Here is a 14,119-nt window from a genome sequence, read left to right as displayed (position 1 = left end):
GGTGAGCGCTGAACGGGCGACCGCACGGCCTCGGTTCACCGGCCCGCAGGGCTTTCTGCTGGCAGGCTCGTTCCTGATCACTCTGGGCAGCTTCGCCGTGCTGCCCTACATGTCGGTGCTGCTGCACCAGCGGCTCGGCCTCGGGCTCGGCACGGTCGGCTTCGTGCTGGCCGTCGCCTCGCTGATCCAGTTCGCCGGGGGCGTGGTCGCGGGGCCGGTGACCGGGCGGATCGGGCTGCGGCGCGCGATGCTGCTGGCGCTGGCGCTGCGTACGGCGGGCTTCGCCGCGTTCGTCCCCGGGCTGACCAGTCCGGTCCTCGCGGTCGGGGCGCTGCTGCTGGTGTCGGCGGGCGCTGCGCTGTATCTCCCGGCGAACAAGGCGTACCTGGTGGACGGGGCGTCAAAGGCGCAGCGGCCCCGGCTGCTGTCGGCGAGCGGTTCGGCGTTCAACGCGGGCATGGCGCTGGGCCCGCCGGCCGCCGCGCCGCTCGTCATGGGCTCCCCCGGTGTGCTGTTCTCCTGCGTCACCGCGCTGTTCGCGCTCGTCGGGGCCGGGCACGCGCTGCTGCCGCGCCAGACCGCGGACCGGCCGCCCCAGGGCCCCGTCACCGGTCCGGGGCAGCAGCCCCGCGCGCCGGGCCCGGGGCCCTCGCCGTTCGTGGTGACCGTGCTGAGCGTGTACGCGTTCATGTTCTTCCAGCACTATCTGGCCCTGTACGCGGTCCCCCGGACATCGGCGGCCTTCTACGGGGCCGTCCTGACGGGGTACGCGGCCCTCCTCGTCGTCGCCCAGCCGCTGCTGGCGGAACGGATCGCCGCACTGAGCTATCCGGCCGCGCTGCGGTGGGGCTTCGGTGCGATGGCGGCGGGCATGGCGGTGATCGGGGCCGGGGGGCACGTGGGGATCGCGGTGGGCGGGGCGCTGCTGTGTCTCGGGGAGATCGTGCTCTTCCTCAAGAACGACCTGGAGGCGCTGGCCCGTTCGTCGTCCGCCCCGGCGAGCGTGTTCGGGCGGCAGCGGCTGGCGGCGGGCATCGGCGCGTTCGCCAGCGGGGTGGTGGGCGGTCAGCTGTACGGGCTGGCGGAGGCGGCGGGCTCGGCGCGGGGGTTCTGGACGGCGGTCTGCCTCCAGTGCCTGCTGCTGCCGGTGTTCCTGCTCCGCCGCCGTACCGCCCGGGACCCCGAAGGATCCCGGGCGGGCGCTGCCCGGTAGGGCTTTGTTACGTGGTGTCGGGTGCGGGTCCGGCCGGTTCCGCCCGCCACTGCCCGGCGAGTTCACCGCGGGCGCGCGCCACGCGGGAGCGCACCGTGCCGATCGGGCAGCCGGCGGCGGCGGCCGCCTCCTCGTAGGACGCGCCCAGCAGTTGGGTGAGGACGAAGGCCTGGCGGCGCGCCGGCTCCAGCCTCCGCAGGGCGTCCAGCACCGCGGCGGACTCCTCGAATCCGGGCAGGTGGCGGGGCTGGGCGCGTTCCGCGACGGTCTGCCAGTCCGCGGTGTCGGCGGTCCGGGGGCGTACGGCCGCGGCCCGGTGCCGGTCGATGACGACGCGCCGCGCGATCGACATCAGCCAGGTCCGGGCGCAGGAACGCCCCGCGAACCGGGCCAGCCCGCTCATCGCCCGGAGGTAGGTCTCCTGAGCCAGGTCCTCGGCCCCCGGGACGTCGGCGCTGAGGTAGGCGACGAATCTGCGGACGTCCTCATAGGTCGCCCGGACGAAGCGGTCGGCGGCCTCCCGGTCGCCGCCGCCCGCGGCGAGCGCCCAGTCGGTGATCTGCCCGTCGTTCTGCCGGGCGGCCGGGACCCGGGGGCGGGGCGGCCGGACGGCGGACACCCGGACGGACGGCGCGGCGGCCGGTGGCACGGCGGGTCGTACGGCGGATCGTATGGCGACCGATGGCGCGGGAGCAGGAGTGGAAGCAGAAGCAGGAGCGGGTAGTACGGGAGCGGGTAATGCGGGAGCAGAGAGTGTCACAGCAGTCCTTCGCGTCCTTGCGGAGCCGCGGCAGCGGTCGCCCGGCTCCGGTGACCGGTCCGGGCACCGCTGGGGGCGCCCCGGAGAAGAGGCATGCCTGTCACGGGTGTGCGCGCGGCGCACACCCCTGCCGCCTCCGGCGTACGGGGTCCGAAGGCGGATGGAGGTCAGCGGAAGCAGAGGGAGAGCGGTGGCCCGCGCCGCGAGATGGCGTGCAGGGCCGGCAGGTCCTGGGGGCGGCGGCCGGGCCTGCGACGGGTGCGTCGCCGGGCGGGCGGCGGCGGGGCGGGCCGCGTCGCGGACCACAGCCGCCAGGCCGTCCGCAGCGGGGTGCGGACGAACAGCGCCAGGCAGCGGCCCAGCCGGGCGAGGGCGACCTCGCCACGCCACAGCCACCAGCCGCAGACCATCCCGGCCATCGCGTGGGCGGCGGCCATGCCGAGGGTGAACACCGTTCCGTCGAAGGCGGCCAGAAGCCCCATCAGGTCCGACGAACCGCCGATCGGGACCTGGTGCGCGGAGTGGTTCATCGCACCCGAGGCACCGTGCCCGCTGCCCGAGGGGTGCGTGCCGGAGCCGGACGGCAGCCAGGATCCGGCGAAGGCGAAGAAGGCGTGCAGCACCGACTGGCCCAGGACATGGGCCGCGGCGGTCACCGGAGCGCTCCGCTCCCGCGCGGCGAGCCACCACCCCGCCCCGCCCGCCGGCAGCAGGGCGGCGGCCTGGACGGGAAGGGGCAGGGGCGCGCCGGACATCAGCGCGTGGCCGAGTCCGGACACGGCGACGCACACCACCGCGAACACCGCGGTGCGCCCGAGTCGGAGTGCGGTTCCGGCTCCCATGACGGCCATCGTGCCAGCCGCACCCACCCCGGAGAGAAGAGCCCCAGATGCCGAAACAAGGGGAGTTCACCTCGTTTGCCCCATCAGCATGACAATGTGATCCACGTCACAGCCGATGTCCGGGAACTTTCCCCTCACCACGTCCGACTGCTCCAACAACGCGTCTGCGTACGCCTCGTGGCCCGGGGCCGCCGCATCCGCCCCGCCAGCCGATGCCCCCGCCCCGAAGAGGCCGCATGACGAATCCGCCCCTCACCCCCGAACCGGCAGCGGCCACCGAGACGCCCGGAGGCACCGCACCGGTCCCCGAAGCCGGACCCGAAGGCGTGGCCACAGCAACGGCCACGGCCGCCGGCGGCGCCGCACCCGACGACGCCCGGGTCCCCGGATCCCGGCCGTCGGGAGAGCCGAAACGGCCGACGCTCCGGTCCGACCTGCGGGCCTCGTGGCCCGACGGCCTGGTGGCGCTCCTCATCACCGCGGCGATCTTCGTCCTGCTCTACCTGCGCATCCTCGACAAGACCTCCTCCACGATCACCGTGATGCCGTTCATGGCCGACGCGGGCGGATTCTGGATGTACTTCCTCAGCCAGGCGTTCGGCTGGTCCGCCCTGCTCTGGGCCTGGGGGACCGTCGTCCTCGGGCTGATGCTGTCCGGACCTCGGCCACGCCGCCTGCCGCTGTCGGGCCCCCGGCTGGAACGCCTGCACCGCACCACGAGCCTCAACACCATCGCCCTGATCGTGGCCCACGCCCTGTTGTTCGGGGCCGAACTGGTCCGGCACGACACGGCGCCCTGGAACTCCGCGCTGGCCACCGCCTTCGTGGAGGCCCTCGTCCCCGGCGGCTACGACTCGGGGACCGGACGGATCGCCATGCCCATCGGCCAGGCGGCCCTGTACCTCGCGATCCCGCTCGGCCTGCTCTTCTACGTACGCCACCGCATCGGCCCCAGGACCTGGCGGGTCCTGCACCGTTGCGTGATCGTCGTCTACGTCCTCAGCGTCTGGCACACCCTGCTGTACGGGACCAACGTCTGGTACGACGGCTGGTTCCGCACCAGCGTCTGGCTCCTCCAGCTCCCGATCGCCGCGCTGCTGCTCCTGCGTCTGATGCGGCCCGCCCGCCGCTCCGAGAAGCTGCCCGGCCGGCCCGGCGCGACCACCGGGGCGCGCACGGGGTGGGTCCTGCGGCTGGGCGGCCGGCTCGCGGTGGCGGCGGTCCTGGCAGCCCTGGTCGCCGTCGTGGCCGGCGGCAGCGACGGCGGGCGCAGCGCACCCCCGGAGGACACCTCCTCCACCCACAACCACGACTGACAGCGGGCCGCCACCACCAGAGTGGGCAGCTCTCCACCACGCCGGGGGACGGCCCGCCGCCATCCGGGTGAGACCGGCCGCCACCACGCCGGGAGGCCGTCCGCCCGGCGGCGGTACGCTCGGAGGCATGACCACCGACGATCTTCCCGTGATCGCTGCCGTCGACGGCTCCACGCACAGCCGGCAGGCGCTCGACTGGGCCACCCACGAAGCCGTGCGGCGCGGGCTGCCCCTGCTGATCGTCCACGTCCGCCCGGTCACCCGGCAGGTCGACGAGGAGACCGGGCGGCACGAGGCAGAGACGCTCCTGGCCGAGTGCGTACGCCGGAGCGCGCTCATCGCTCCGGAGCTGCGGCCCTCGACGCTGGCCCCGCTGGACTTCCCGTCGGCGGCCCTGGTCTCACTGGGCCGGGACGCGTCGATGATCGTGGTCGGATCGCGCGGACTCGGCGGCTTCCGCTCGCTGATGATCGGTTCCAACAGCCTCGCCACCGCGTCGATGGCGAGCTGTCCCGTCGTCGTCGTGCGGGACGACCGCCCGGAGGGGGACGACGACCGGGCCGAGGACGACGGCCGGGCCGGGGGCACCGGTGCCTTCACCGACATCGTGGCGGGGGTGGCCGCCGACGAGAGCAGCCAGGCGGTCCTGGAGTTCGCCTTCGCCACCGCGGCCTCCCGGCCGGGCGCCCGGCTGCGGGTCGTGCACGGCTGGACGATGTTCTCCTCCATGCTCGCGGGCGGCCCCGTCCTGGACCGGGAGGAGGCGGCGGGCTCGGCCGCCCGGACCCTGGCCGAGCTGACCTCGGGCCGGCGCGAGAAGTACCCGCAGGTCGAGATCGTCCAGGAGCCGGTCAACGGATCCGCCGCGCGCACCCTGGTGACCGCGTCGGCGACGGCCGCCCTGACGGTGGTCGGCCGTCGCAGGGGCGGCGAGTCGCTCGGGCTCGGACTGTCCCCGGTGGCGCAGACGACGGTCACGCACGCGCTGGGACCGGTCGCCGTCGTTCCCTGCTGAGCCTTCTCCCCACGCCCGTTCGCTACGCCCGGCCGGGTCGCCCCACGCGCCCGTCGGCGCAGGCCCCTTGGCCTGGCGGGCGGTTTGACCGAGACTTGGCCGATGACACAGCGTGTGGCACTCGCGACCGTAATGGACCGGCTTGCCATCGATGCGGTGATCACCGGGTACGCGGTGGCCGTCGACGACGGGGCCTGGTCGGACTACGGCGCCCTGTTCACCCCGGACGGCCGCGCGGACTACCGGGGCGCCGGCGGCGCGGAGGGCCCGGCCGGCGAGATCGCCCAGTGGCTCGAGGAGACGATGCGCCTCTTCCCCGTACGCCAGCACCTGATCGTCAACCGCCGGATCGACCTGGAGGACCTGGGCGGCTACACGGGCGACCGTGCCGAGGTGCTGGCCGACTACCTCAACCCGATGTGCCTGGACCGGAAGGCGTCGAGCGGCCCGGAAACGGACGTACCCGGGGAGGCCCGTTCCGGGCGGACCGGGGGTGCCACGCCCGACTTCGTGACCGGCGGCCGCTACACCTTCGAGCTGCACCGCGCCGAACCGGGCTGGCTGATCCGTACGGTCACCGTCCACGAGAAGTGGCGCCGGACGCCGGGCGCGTAGGGCCTGTCGTCACACCGCCCTCGTCGCCCGGACGGCGGCCGGGCGGTCCGTCGTGCCCCCGCCCGGCCGCGTCCTGTGTCCGGCGGGGATCACCTCCCCCACACTGGGTATCCAGGCGGGCATCCAGACCGGGCATCCAGACGGGTGTCCAGGGATCGACGCGGTGACGGCGACCGCCCGCCCGCCCACGACCGAGGAGGGCACGGTATGCGAATCCGGGGCTGGCGTCTCCCGGTCGGCCGGAACGCGGCCGGCGTCTCCGGCAACGGCCCCTCCCGGGAGAGCGCCACCGAGGAGAACGCCTCCGGGGAGGGGCCGGCGGCCGGCGGCCCGGACTCCGCCGGCGCGGGGCCGCTCCCGCCCCCCTGGGCGCGGGGCGCGGTGGCGCTGCTCGCCGGGGCGCTGCCCGCGCTCGCCTTTCCCGCGCCCGGTCTCTGGTGGTTGGCCTACGTGGCGCTGGTCCCCTGGCTGTTGCTCATCCGCACGGCGCACTCGCCCCGCCGGGCGGCGCTGGACGGCTGGATCGGCGGAATCGGCTTCGTCATCGCCGTGCACCACTGGCTGGTGCCGAGCCTCCACGTCTTCATCCTGCTGCTGGCCGCCCTGCTCGGGCTGCTCTGGGCACCCTGGGGGCTGCTGGTGTCCCGGCTGCTCGGCGGGTCTCCTTCCGCGCCGCGTGCCGCGGCCGCCGTGGTCGTCGTGCCCTCCGGATGGCTGATGATCGAGCTGGTGCGGTCCTGGGAGGGGCTCGGCGGACCCTGGGGGCTTCTCGGGGCGAGTCAGTGGGAGGTCGCCCCTGCCCTGCGGGTCGCCTCGGTGGGCGGGGTGTGGCTGGTGAGCCTGTTGTTGCTCGCGGTGAACACCGGCGCGGCCCTGCTGATCGCCGGCCGCGTGGCCCGTACGACCGCCGGGATCCTGCTGGTGGTGTGCGCCCTGTCCGTCGCGGCGATGTCGGCCTGGGCTCCCCGGCCGGAGGACACCGGCAGGGTCAGGATCGCCGTCGTGCAGCCGGGCGTCGTGGAAGGGCCGGAAAGTGTCGCGCGCCGCTTCGACCGGGGCGAGGAGCTGACCCGTTCGCTGGAGGGCCGGGGCGTGGACCTGGTGGTGTGGGGCGAGAGCAGCATCGGGGCGGGTGCGTGGCAGAACCCGGAGACCGCGCGGCGGCTGGCGGAGCTGTCCCGCCGGGTCGGCGCGGATCTGCTGGTCAATGTGGACGCCCGGCAGTCGGACGGCTCGGGGCGGTCGGGGATCTACAAGTCGGCGGTGCTGGTGGGTCCTGACGGGCCGACCGGGGACCGCTACGACAAGATGCGGCTGGTCCCGTTCGGCGAGTACGTCCCGGCCCGCTCCCTGCTGGGGTGGGCGACCTTCGTGGGCAGGGCGGCGGACGAGGACCGGCTGCGCGGTGACCGTCAGGTGGTGATGACCCTGCCGGACGGGGCGCGGGGGCTGCGGGTCGGCCCGCTGGTCTGCTTCGAGTCGGCGTTCCCCGACATGAGCCGCAGGCTGGTGCGCGACGGTGCGCAGGTACTCGTCGCCCAGTCCGCCACCTCGACGTTCCAGGACAGCTGGGCCCCCGCCCAGCACGCGTCGCTGGGGGCGCTGCGGGCGGCCGAGAACGGCCGCCCGATGGTCCACTCGACGCTCACCGGGATCAGTGCGGCGTACGGGCCCCGGGGGGAGCTGGTGGGCCGCCCGCTCGGCACCGACGCGAGCGCGGCGGAGGTGTTCGACCTGCCGCTGGCGCGCGGGAGCACGCTCTACGGCCGGTTCGGCGACTGGCCGGTGTACGGGGCGCTCGCGGCGCTGGCCGCGCTGTGCGCCGTGGAGGGGCTGCGGGCCCTCAGGAGGCGGCCTGCTCCAGGGCCTCCCTGACCACCCGCTCGCACAGCTCATGGGTCGCCAGGGCGTCCCGGGCGCTGAGCGTCTCGCCCCGGCGCACGGCGTCGAGGAAGGCGTGCACGCAGGCTTCGATGCCACGCTGCCGGGCCACGGGGACCCAGTCGCCGCGCCGCCGCACACTGGGCTGGCCCTTGTGGTCGATGATGTCCGCGAGGTTGCGGACCTGTCGCTTGGTGTCCTGGCCGGAGACTTCGAGGATCTCCTCGGTCGACCCGTTCAGCCGGTTCATCATGCCGATCGCGGTGAATCCGTCGCCGGAGAGCTGGAGCACCACGTGGTGCATCAGGCCGTCCACGATCCGGGCCCGCACCGTGGTGTGGTCGATGGTGCCCGGGGCCAGGAAGCGCAGTGTGTCGACGACGTGGATGAAGTCGTCGAGGATCATCGACCGGGGGTCCTCGGGCAGCCCGATCCGGTTCTTCTGCATGAGGATCAGCTCGCGCGGGTGGTCCGCGCACTGCGAGTACCCCGGGGCGAAGCGGCGGTTGAAGCCGACGGCGAGGCTGACGCCGCGTTCCTCGGCGAGGCTGACCAGCCGTTCGGATTCGGCGAACTCGTAGGCGATCGGCTTGTCGACATAGGTGGCGACGCCGGCTTCGAGGAGGCGTTCCACGATCTGTGGGTGCACGGCGGTCGGGGCGTGCACGAAGGCCGCGTCCAGCCCTTCGGAGAGGAGGGAGTCGAGGGTCGTGTGACGGCCGTCGGCCGGGATGCGGTGGGCGTCGCCGACCGCGTGGAGCGTGGCGGGGGTGCGGGTCTGCAGATGCGGTTCGACCCCCGGTACGGCGGTGAGCACCGGCAGGTACGCCTTCTGCGCGATGTCGCCGAGCCCGATGCAACCGATCTTCACGAGGTCTCCCTGTCGCCGTGCCACGCCGCTGTGCGCGGCTGTTCGCGCCCCGGCAGCATACGTCGCCGCCGCCATCGGCCCGGCTCTCCGGATCCGCTCGTGAAACCCCTGGCCAGGGACATGATCATGAGTGAAGGTGGCCGCCGTGATCTCTTCCGGAAGCCCCCGACGCACCGGCGCGCTGACAGAAACGGTGGGACACCGCGCCGAAGGACCGGCGGCCGGTCGGGTTCCCGGTTCGGTGCGCACCGCTGACCGGGTCACTCGTGCGGGCCATTCCCGGCCCACCCGGCCCCCGGGGGCCGGGCCGCACCGCAGAGTTACCGGGTGCAGAGAACCAGAATCACCGCGAAACTCCTGGTCGGGTTAGCGGTCACGGCTGTCTCCGGCTGCGTCTCGGTTGAGCCCGGGGCCGTTTCCTCCCCGCGTCCGGGGGCCACCGGGCCGGTCCAGGAGGTGGCCCCGCAGATTGTGCAGCCGCCCGCCCGTGAGGCACTGGAGGTCGTACCGGATCCGAGCCCGCCGGCCGCCCGGCCCTCCTCCCCCGCTCCCCCGGCCGCCGGATCCTCCGCGCCGGCCCGGCGCAACCGACCGGCGGGGGCCGCCCGTCCGCAGGAGCGCGCGGGCCCGCCGGAGCCCCGGACGCCTCACCGGGTCCCGGACGTCCCGTCCGTCACCGTGCCCGCCCTGCCGCGCGTCCCCGGTGGCGGGGCGGACGTCTGCGCGCTCGGCCGGGGGTACGGCGGCTGGCCCTCGGGGAGCCCGGAGGCCCGCATCTGCGAGGAGGCGTACGGCCGCTGACGCGGGAAACTCGCGGAGCCGTACGGCGGTCACTGCTCCCGCATGCGGAGCTCCAGCCGTTCGATCGCGGCCCGCACCCCACCCCCGTACCCGTCGTCCGCGAGCGATTCGGCCGCGGCCCGCGCCCGCCGGAGATGGATGCGGGCCGAGTCGGGGCGCTGGAGCTTGAGGTAGTCCGCCGCGAGGTTGAGGTGCAGCGAGGGGTAGAACGCCCGGACAGCCGCGGTGTCCGGGCGTTCCACCGCCCACACGCCACCCGGCCCCTCGTCGGCACCGGGCCCTTCAGCGCCACCCGGCCCCTCAGTGGCACCGGGCCCATCGGCATCGCCCGGTCTCCCGGCCTCGTCCGGCCCCTCGGCGGCTCTCAGTCCCTCGGCGGCCGTCAGGGCACGCAGGTCCCAGGCCAGCTCGTCGCCGGGGTCGTCCTGGGTGTCGGCCATGTAGTGCGCCAGGGTGCAGCGGTGCAGGGCGTCGCCGTCCGCACCCAGCTCCGACCAGAGCGCGCCGAAGCGGTTGCGGGCCTCCTCCCGGTCACCTCCGTGGAGCAGCATGATCGCCTGGCCGATCCTGGTCATGACGGCGTCCTCGGACGCCTCCTGCTGCTCCACCACTGCGGTCTCCTCGTCGCCCGTCCAGCCGGTTGCCCGTGTCTCCGACGCTAACGCCGGGGCTTCCGTATAACCGGTCGGACACGGGCGTCGGAGCCCGTCAGCCGAGGTCGGGGATCCGCCAGTCGATCGGCTGGTGCCCCTGGGCGGCCACGGCCTCATTGATCTGGGTGAAGGGGCGGGACCCGAAGAACTTCTTGGCGGACAGCGGCGAGGGGTGCGCGCCCTTCACCACCACATGGCGCTCCTGGTCGATCAGGGGCAGCTTCTTCTGCGCGTAGTTGCCCCAGAGCACGAAGACCGCCGGGTCGGGCCGGTCGGCGACGGCCCGGATCACCGCGTCGGTGATCTTCTCCCAGCCCTTGCCCTTGTGGGAGTTGGCCTCGCCGCCCCGCACGGTGAGCACGGCGTTGAGCAGGAGGACGCCCTGCTCGGCCCAGGGCATCAGATAGCCGTTGTCCGGGATCGGCAGGCTGAGCTCCTGCTGCATCTCCTTGTAGATGTTGCGCAGCGACGGCGGCGTCCTGACACCGGGGCGCACGGAGAAGCAGAGCCCGTGCCCCTGGCCCTCGCCGTGATACGGGTCCTGGCCGAGGACGAGGACCTTCACCTTCTCGTACGGCGTGGCGTCCAGGGCGGCGAAGACCTGCTCGCGCGGCGGATACACGGGCCCCCTGGCCCGCTCCTCCTCGACGAAGTCCGCCAGTTCCTTGACGTACGGCTTCTGGAGTTCTTCGCCGAGGACGGCGCGCCAGGAATCGGGCAGCAGGTCGATATCGGTCACGTCCACAACCTCCGGTGAGCAACAGGTTCTTGATCCCAGAACCTACCGGGCGCCACTGACAACGGGCCCCCGAGCCCTTCCGTGCAGCGTCTACCAGCTGGCCTTGCGGTACAGCTCCCACAACTGCATGACGGTCTGGGGGTCGAGCGCCCGCTCGCCGCCGCCGATGTCCTCGCCCGCGGCGACGTACAGCTTGCCCTGCCACAGCGGCAGCAGACGGACGTCGTCGACAAGGATCTCCTGGGCCCGCTCGAACTGCTTGCTGACCGCGCCCCGGTCGCTCTCCTGCCGCGAGGCGGGGATCAGCTGCTGGGTGATCTCCTTGTTGATGTACGGGGTGCCCGTGACGCTCTCCTTGCCCACGAAGGGGGCGACGAAGTTGTCGGGGTCCGGGAAGTCCGGGAACCAGCCGCGGCCGAAGACCGGGTACTCGCCCTTGTTGAAGCCTTCCTGGAACTTCTGCCAGGGCTCGCCCCGCAGCTTGATCTCGAAGAGTCCGGAGTCCTCCAGCTGCCGCTTGAGCTCCTTGAACTCGGACTCCGTGGAGGAGCCGTAGCGGTCGGTGGTGTACCAGAAGCTCATCTTCACGGGCTCGGTGATACCGGCCCCGGTGAGGATCTCCTTCGCCTTCTTGACGTCCGGGTTGCCGAAGACGTCGAAGAAGCTCGTGGCGTGTCCGGCGATGCCCTTGGGGATCATGGAGTAGAGGGGCTCGGCCGTTCCCCGGTAGACCTTGGCGACCAGGGCGTCACGGTCCACGACATGGGCGATGGCCTTGCGGACGGCGGGGTTCGCGGCGGCCGGGTCCTTCGGGTTGAAGACCAGGAAGCGGATGTCCGCGCCGGTGCTCTCGACGATCTGGAGGCCGGCGTTGTCGGCCTTGTTGTCCTCCAGGTCGACGACCTCCTCGGCGGTCAGACCCCGGTAGGTGGCGTCGATCTCCTTCGCCTTGAGCGCGCTCACCATGTCGGCGGACTGCTCGAAGTACCGGATGGTGACCGCGTTGTTCTTCCGGTCGGCGAAGCCCTTGTAGTCCGGGTTCTTCTTCAGCTCGGCGGTCGACCGCGCGTCGTAGGACTCCAGGAGGTACGGGCCGGAACCGGTGACCTTGCCGTCGTCGCGGATCTTGTCCTTGCGGTAGTCGCCGGGGGCGACGAGCGACATGGCGGGCGTGGCCAGGATGAACGGGAACGTGGCGTCGGGCTTGTTCAGGTGGAAGACGACGGTGTCGTCGCCCTTGGTCTCGATCCGGTCCAGCGAGCCGAGCATCCCGGCCGGGCCGCCCTTGAAGTGGATGTCCACGACACGGTCGATGGAGTACTTCACGGCCTCGGCGTCGAGCTTCTCGCCGTTGGAGAACGTGAGGTTCTTCTTGAGCGTGCACCGGTACGCCATGCTCGTGGCGTCGGTGAACTGGCAGGATTCCGCCGCGTCCGGCTCCGGGCTCGTGCTGCCGGTGGGGAAGCTCACCAGGGTCTGGTAAACGTTCCGCATCAGTTCCCAGGAACCGTCCCAGGCAGCCGCCGGATCGAGTGTGGACGGGGAGCTGGTCGTCCCGACGGTTATCTTCTGGTCCGTTTCCGATCCGCTGTCGGAAAGGAGACCGCATCCGGCCAGCAGAGAAAGGGAAGCTAGGGCTGCAGCAGCCTGCAGACTGGCCCGGTAGAACACGTGCACGCTCCTCGATCAGCCATGGGTCGGCAGACCATACCGCAGCGCCCCACCGGGTCAATCCGCTGGCCCGGAGGGGCGCTTGACTCAATCAGGCCCAAAACGGCTCAGGCCGCTCTCAGCCCACGCCGGCGTTGAGGAAAATTCCGCCGTCGACCACGAGGGTCTGTCCGGTGATCCAGTCGGACTGCGCCGAGGTCAGGAAGGCCGCCGCGCCCCCGATGTCCTCGGGTACGCCGAGCCGTCCCAGCGGGTAGGCGGCGGCCGCCTCCGCTTCGCGGCCCTCGTAGAGGGCTTCGGCGAACCGGGTCTTGACCACGGCCGGGGCGATGGCGTTGACCCGGACGGCCGGGGCGAACTCGTGCGCCAGCTGGAGGGTCAGGTTGACCATCGCCGCCTTGCTCATGCCGTACGCGCCGATGAAGGGCGAGGCGGAGACCCCGGCGACCGAGGCGATGTTCACGATCGCCCCGCCGTTCTCCTTCTGCCAGGCCTTCCAGGTCTGCTGGGCGAAGCCCAGCGCCGAGATCACATTGGTCTCGTAGACCTTGCGGGCGACGTTCAGGTCGAGCTCCGCGATGGCACCGAAGACCGGATTCGTCCCGGCGTTGTTCACCAGGTAGTCGACCCGGCCGAACGCCTCCATCGTGCGCTCGACCGCCGCGGCCTGGTGCGCCTCGTCGTGCGCCTTGCCCGCGATGCCGATCACCCGGTCGGAGCCGAGCCGCTCCACGGCTTCCTTCAGGGCGTCCTCGCCCCGGCCGGTGATGACCACCCGGTCGCCGCGGGCGACGAACGCCTCGGCGATCCCGTAGCCGATGCCCCGGCTCGCGCCCGTGATGAGGGCGACTTTCCCGCTGTCCTGCACCGTCATGATGTCCGCTGCCCTTCGGATCAGTTGAGGGGGCCGCCGGCCACGTACATGACCTGGCCGGAGACGAAGCCCGCGGCGTCGCCCGTGAAGAAGGCGATGGCGTTCGCGACGTCCTCGGGACGGCCGACGCGCTGGACGGGGATCTGGGTGGCGGCCGCCGCCTGGAACTCCTCGAAGCCCATGCCGACGCGCGCGGCCGTCTGCGCGGTCATCTCGGTGACGATGAAGCCGGGCGCGACGGCGTTGGCCGTGACGCCGAACTTGCCGAGCTCCTTGGCGAGCGTCTTGGTGAGGCCCTGGAGCCCCGCCTTGACCGCGGAGTAGTTGGCCTGGCCCCGGTTGCCGAGGGCCGAGGAGGAGGACAGCGAGACGATCCGGCCGAACTTCGCCTCGACCATGTGGGCCTGGACGGCCTTCGCCATCAGGAACGCGCCCTTGAGGTGCACGTTCATCACGAGGTCCCAGTCGGACTCGCTCATCTTGAACAGCAGGTTGTCGCGGAGCACGCCCGCGTTGTTCACGAGGATCGTCGGCGCGCCCAGCTCGGCGGCGACCCGCGCGACGGCGGCTTCCACCTGACCGGCGTCCGACACGTCGCAGCCGACGGCGAGCGCGGTGCCCCCGGCGGCGGTGATCTTCTCGACCGTGTCCTTGCAGGCCGCCTCGTCGAGATCGAGTACGGCGACGGAGCGGCCCTCGGCCGCGAGACGTACGGCGGTGGCGGCGCCGATGCCCCGCGCCGCTCCCGTCACGATGGCGACGCGCTGCTCGGTGGTGGACATGCTTGGTTCTCCTCGCCCTTGGATCGCGGCTCAGCGGAACGTCGGGACGCTTCCCTGACAGAAAGACTCCCGATCACTGAGCAACC

14 protein-coding genes are annotated in these 14,119 nt (G+C 72.7%); 6 read left to right on the top strand and 8 right to left on the bottom strand.

Annotated features, from left to right (window positions below; translation table 11 throughout):
• The first annotated feature begins 1 nt into the window (after position 1).
• The gene (locus tag ACGF2Y_RS10380; protein ID WP_392944877.1) at positions 2 to 1,213 is read left to right on the top strand and encodes an MFS transporter; all 1,212 of its coding nucleotides are present in this window, start codon (positions 2 to 4) and stop codon (positions 1,211 to 1,213) included.
• Positions 1,214 to 1,220: 7 nt separating this feature from the next.
• On the opposite strand, the gene ACGF2Y_RS10375 is transcribed toward ACGF2Y_RS10380, so the two are convergent.
• Positions 1,221 to 1,832 (bottom strand): sigma-70 family RNA polymerase sigma factor, encoded by a 612-nt coding sequence (locus tag ACGF2Y_RS10375; protein WP_392944875.1) that lies wholly within the window; start codon positions 1,830 to 1,832, stop codon positions 1,221 to 1,223.
• 308 nt (positions 1,833 to 2,140) lie between these two features.
• Positions 2,141 to 2,815: a hypothetical protein gene (locus ACGF2Y_RS10370; RefSeq protein WP_392944873.1), complete on the bottom strand. Its 675-nt coding sequence runs from the start codon at positions 2,813 to 2,815 to the stop codon at positions 2,141 to 2,143.
• A 236-nt stretch (positions 2,816 to 3,051) separates the two neighbouring features.
• Between ACGF2Y_RS10370 and ACGF2Y_RS10365 the strand changes: the two genes are divergently transcribed.
• From ACGF2Y_RS10365 to lnt, 4 genes are all read left to right on the top strand, one after another.
• Positions 3,052 to 4,131: a ferric reductase-like transmembrane domain-containing protein gene (locus ACGF2Y_RS10365; RefSeq protein ID WP_392944871.1), complete on the top strand. Its 1,080-nt coding sequence runs from the start codon at positions 3,052 to 3,054 to the stop codon at positions 4,129 to 4,131.
• 127 nt (positions 4,132 to 4,258) lie between these two features.
• Positions 4,259 to 5,146, top strand: coding sequence for a universal stress protein (locus ACGF2Y_RS10360; protein WP_392944869.1), 888 nt, complete (start codon positions 4,259 to 4,261; stop codon positions 5,144 to 5,146).
• A gap of 102 nt (positions 5,147 to 5,248) precedes the next feature.
• Positions 5,249 to 5,761: a nuclear transport factor 2 family protein gene (locus ACGF2Y_RS10355; RefSeq protein ID WP_392944867.1), complete on the top strand. Its 513-nt coding sequence runs from the start codon at positions 5,249 to 5,251 to the stop codon at positions 5,759 to 5,761.
• 207 nt (positions 5,762 to 5,968) lie between these two features.
• Positions 5,969 to 7,636: an apolipoprotein N-acyltransferase gene (gene lnt / locus ACGF2Y_RS10350; protein ID WP_392944865.1), complete on the top strand. Its 1,668-nt coding sequence runs from the start codon at positions 5,969 to 5,971 to the stop codon at positions 7,634 to 7,636.
• Here lnt and ACGF2Y_RS10345 read toward each other — a convergent pair.
• A complete protein-coding gene (locus tag ACGF2Y_RS10345; RefSeq protein ID WP_392944863.1) occupies positions 7,605 to 8,513 on the bottom strand; it encodes a Gfo/Idh/MocA family protein in 909 nt (302 codons plus the stop codon). The two genes, lnt and ACGF2Y_RS10345, sit on opposite strands and share 32 nt — an antisense overlap.
• 327 nt (positions 8,514 to 8,840) lie before the next feature.
• Between ACGF2Y_RS10345 and ACGF2Y_RS10340 the strand changes: the two genes are divergently transcribed.
• Positions 8,841 to 9,314, top strand: a complete 474-nt coding sequence (locus ACGF2Y_RS10340; RefSeq protein WP_392944861.1) for a hypothetical protein — start codon at positions 8,841 to 8,843, stop codon at positions 9,312 to 9,314.
• A gap of 29 nt (positions 9,315 to 9,343) precedes the next feature.
• Here the strand turns inward: ACGF2Y_RS10340 and ACGF2Y_RS10335 are convergent, their stop codons facing one another.
• From ACGF2Y_RS10335 to fabG, 5 genes are all read right to left on the bottom strand, one after another.
• Positions 9,344 to 9,925, bottom strand: a complete 582-nt coding sequence (locus tag ACGF2Y_RS10335; RefSeq protein ID WP_392944859.1) for a hypothetical protein — start codon at positions 9,923 to 9,925, stop codon at positions 9,344 to 9,346.
• Between the two features lie 97 nt (positions 9,926 to 10,022).
• On the bottom strand, positions 10,023 to 10,706 hold the full coding sequence (locus tag ACGF2Y_RS10330; protein ID WP_392944857.1) for a uracil-DNA glycosylase: 684 nt from the start codon (positions 10,704 to 10,706) through the stop codon (positions 10,023 to 10,025).
• Positions 10,707 to 10,796: 90 nt separating this feature from the next.
• The gene (locus ACGF2Y_RS10325) at positions 10,797 to 12,377 is read right to left on the bottom strand and encodes an ABC transporter substrate-binding protein (protein ID WP_392944855.1); all 1,581 of its coding nucleotides are present in this window, start codon (positions 12,375 to 12,377) and stop codon (positions 10,797 to 10,799) included.
• Positions 12,378 to 12,495: 118 nt separating this feature from the next.
• Positions 12,496 to 13,251: an SDR family oxidoreductase gene (locus tag ACGF2Y_RS10320; RefSeq protein ID WP_392944853.1), complete on the bottom strand. Its 756-nt coding sequence runs from the start codon at positions 13,249 to 13,251 to the stop codon at positions 12,496 to 12,498.
• A gap of 20 nt (positions 13,252 to 13,271) precedes the next feature.
• On the bottom strand, positions 13,272 to 14,033 hold the full coding sequence (fabG, locus tag ACGF2Y_RS10315; protein ID WP_392944851.1) for a 3-oxoacyl-ACP reductase FabG: 762 nt from the start codon (positions 14,031 to 14,033) through the stop codon (positions 13,272 to 13,274).
• Positions 14,034 to 14,119 lie beyond the last annotated feature (86 nt).

It is taken from the genome of Streptomyces sp. NPDC048142 (assembly GCF_043202835.1).
Lineage (GTDB): Bacteria > Actinomycetota > Actinomycetes > Streptomycetales > Streptomycetaceae > Streptomyces.
This window is presented reverse-complemented; position numbering and strand designations above follow the sequence as displayed.

Bases quoted from the DNA above. Each gene is read 5' to 3' on its own strand.
- ACGF2Y_RS10370 (WP_392944873.1), bottom strand. From the start codon at position 2,815: ATGGGAGCCGGAACCGCACTCCGACTCGGGCGCACCGCGGTGTTCGCG.
- ACGF2Y_RS10360 (WP_392944869.1), top strand. From the start codon at position 4,259: ATGACCACCGACGATCTTCCCGTGATCGCTGCCGTCGACGGCTCCACG.
- lnt (WP_392944865.1), top strand. From the start codon at position 5,969: ATGCGAATCCGGGGCTGGCGTCTCCCGGTCGGCCGGAACGCGGCCGGC.
- ACGF2Y_RS10320 (WP_392944853.1), bottom strand. From the start codon at position 13,251: ATGACGGTGCAGGACAGCGGGAAAGTCGCCCTCATCACGGGCGCGAGC.
- ACGF2Y_RS10365 (WP_392944871.1), top strand. From the start codon at position 3,052: ATGACGAATCCGCCCCTCACCCCCGAACCGGCAGCGGCCACCGAGACG.
- fabG (WP_392944851.1), bottom strand. From the start codon at position 14,033: ATGTCCACCACCGAGCAGCGCGTCGCCATCGTGACGGGAGCGGCGCGG.
- ACGF2Y_RS10355 (WP_392944867.1), top strand. From the start codon at position 5,249: ATGACACAGCGTGTGGCACTCGCGACCGTAATGGACCGGCTTGCCATC.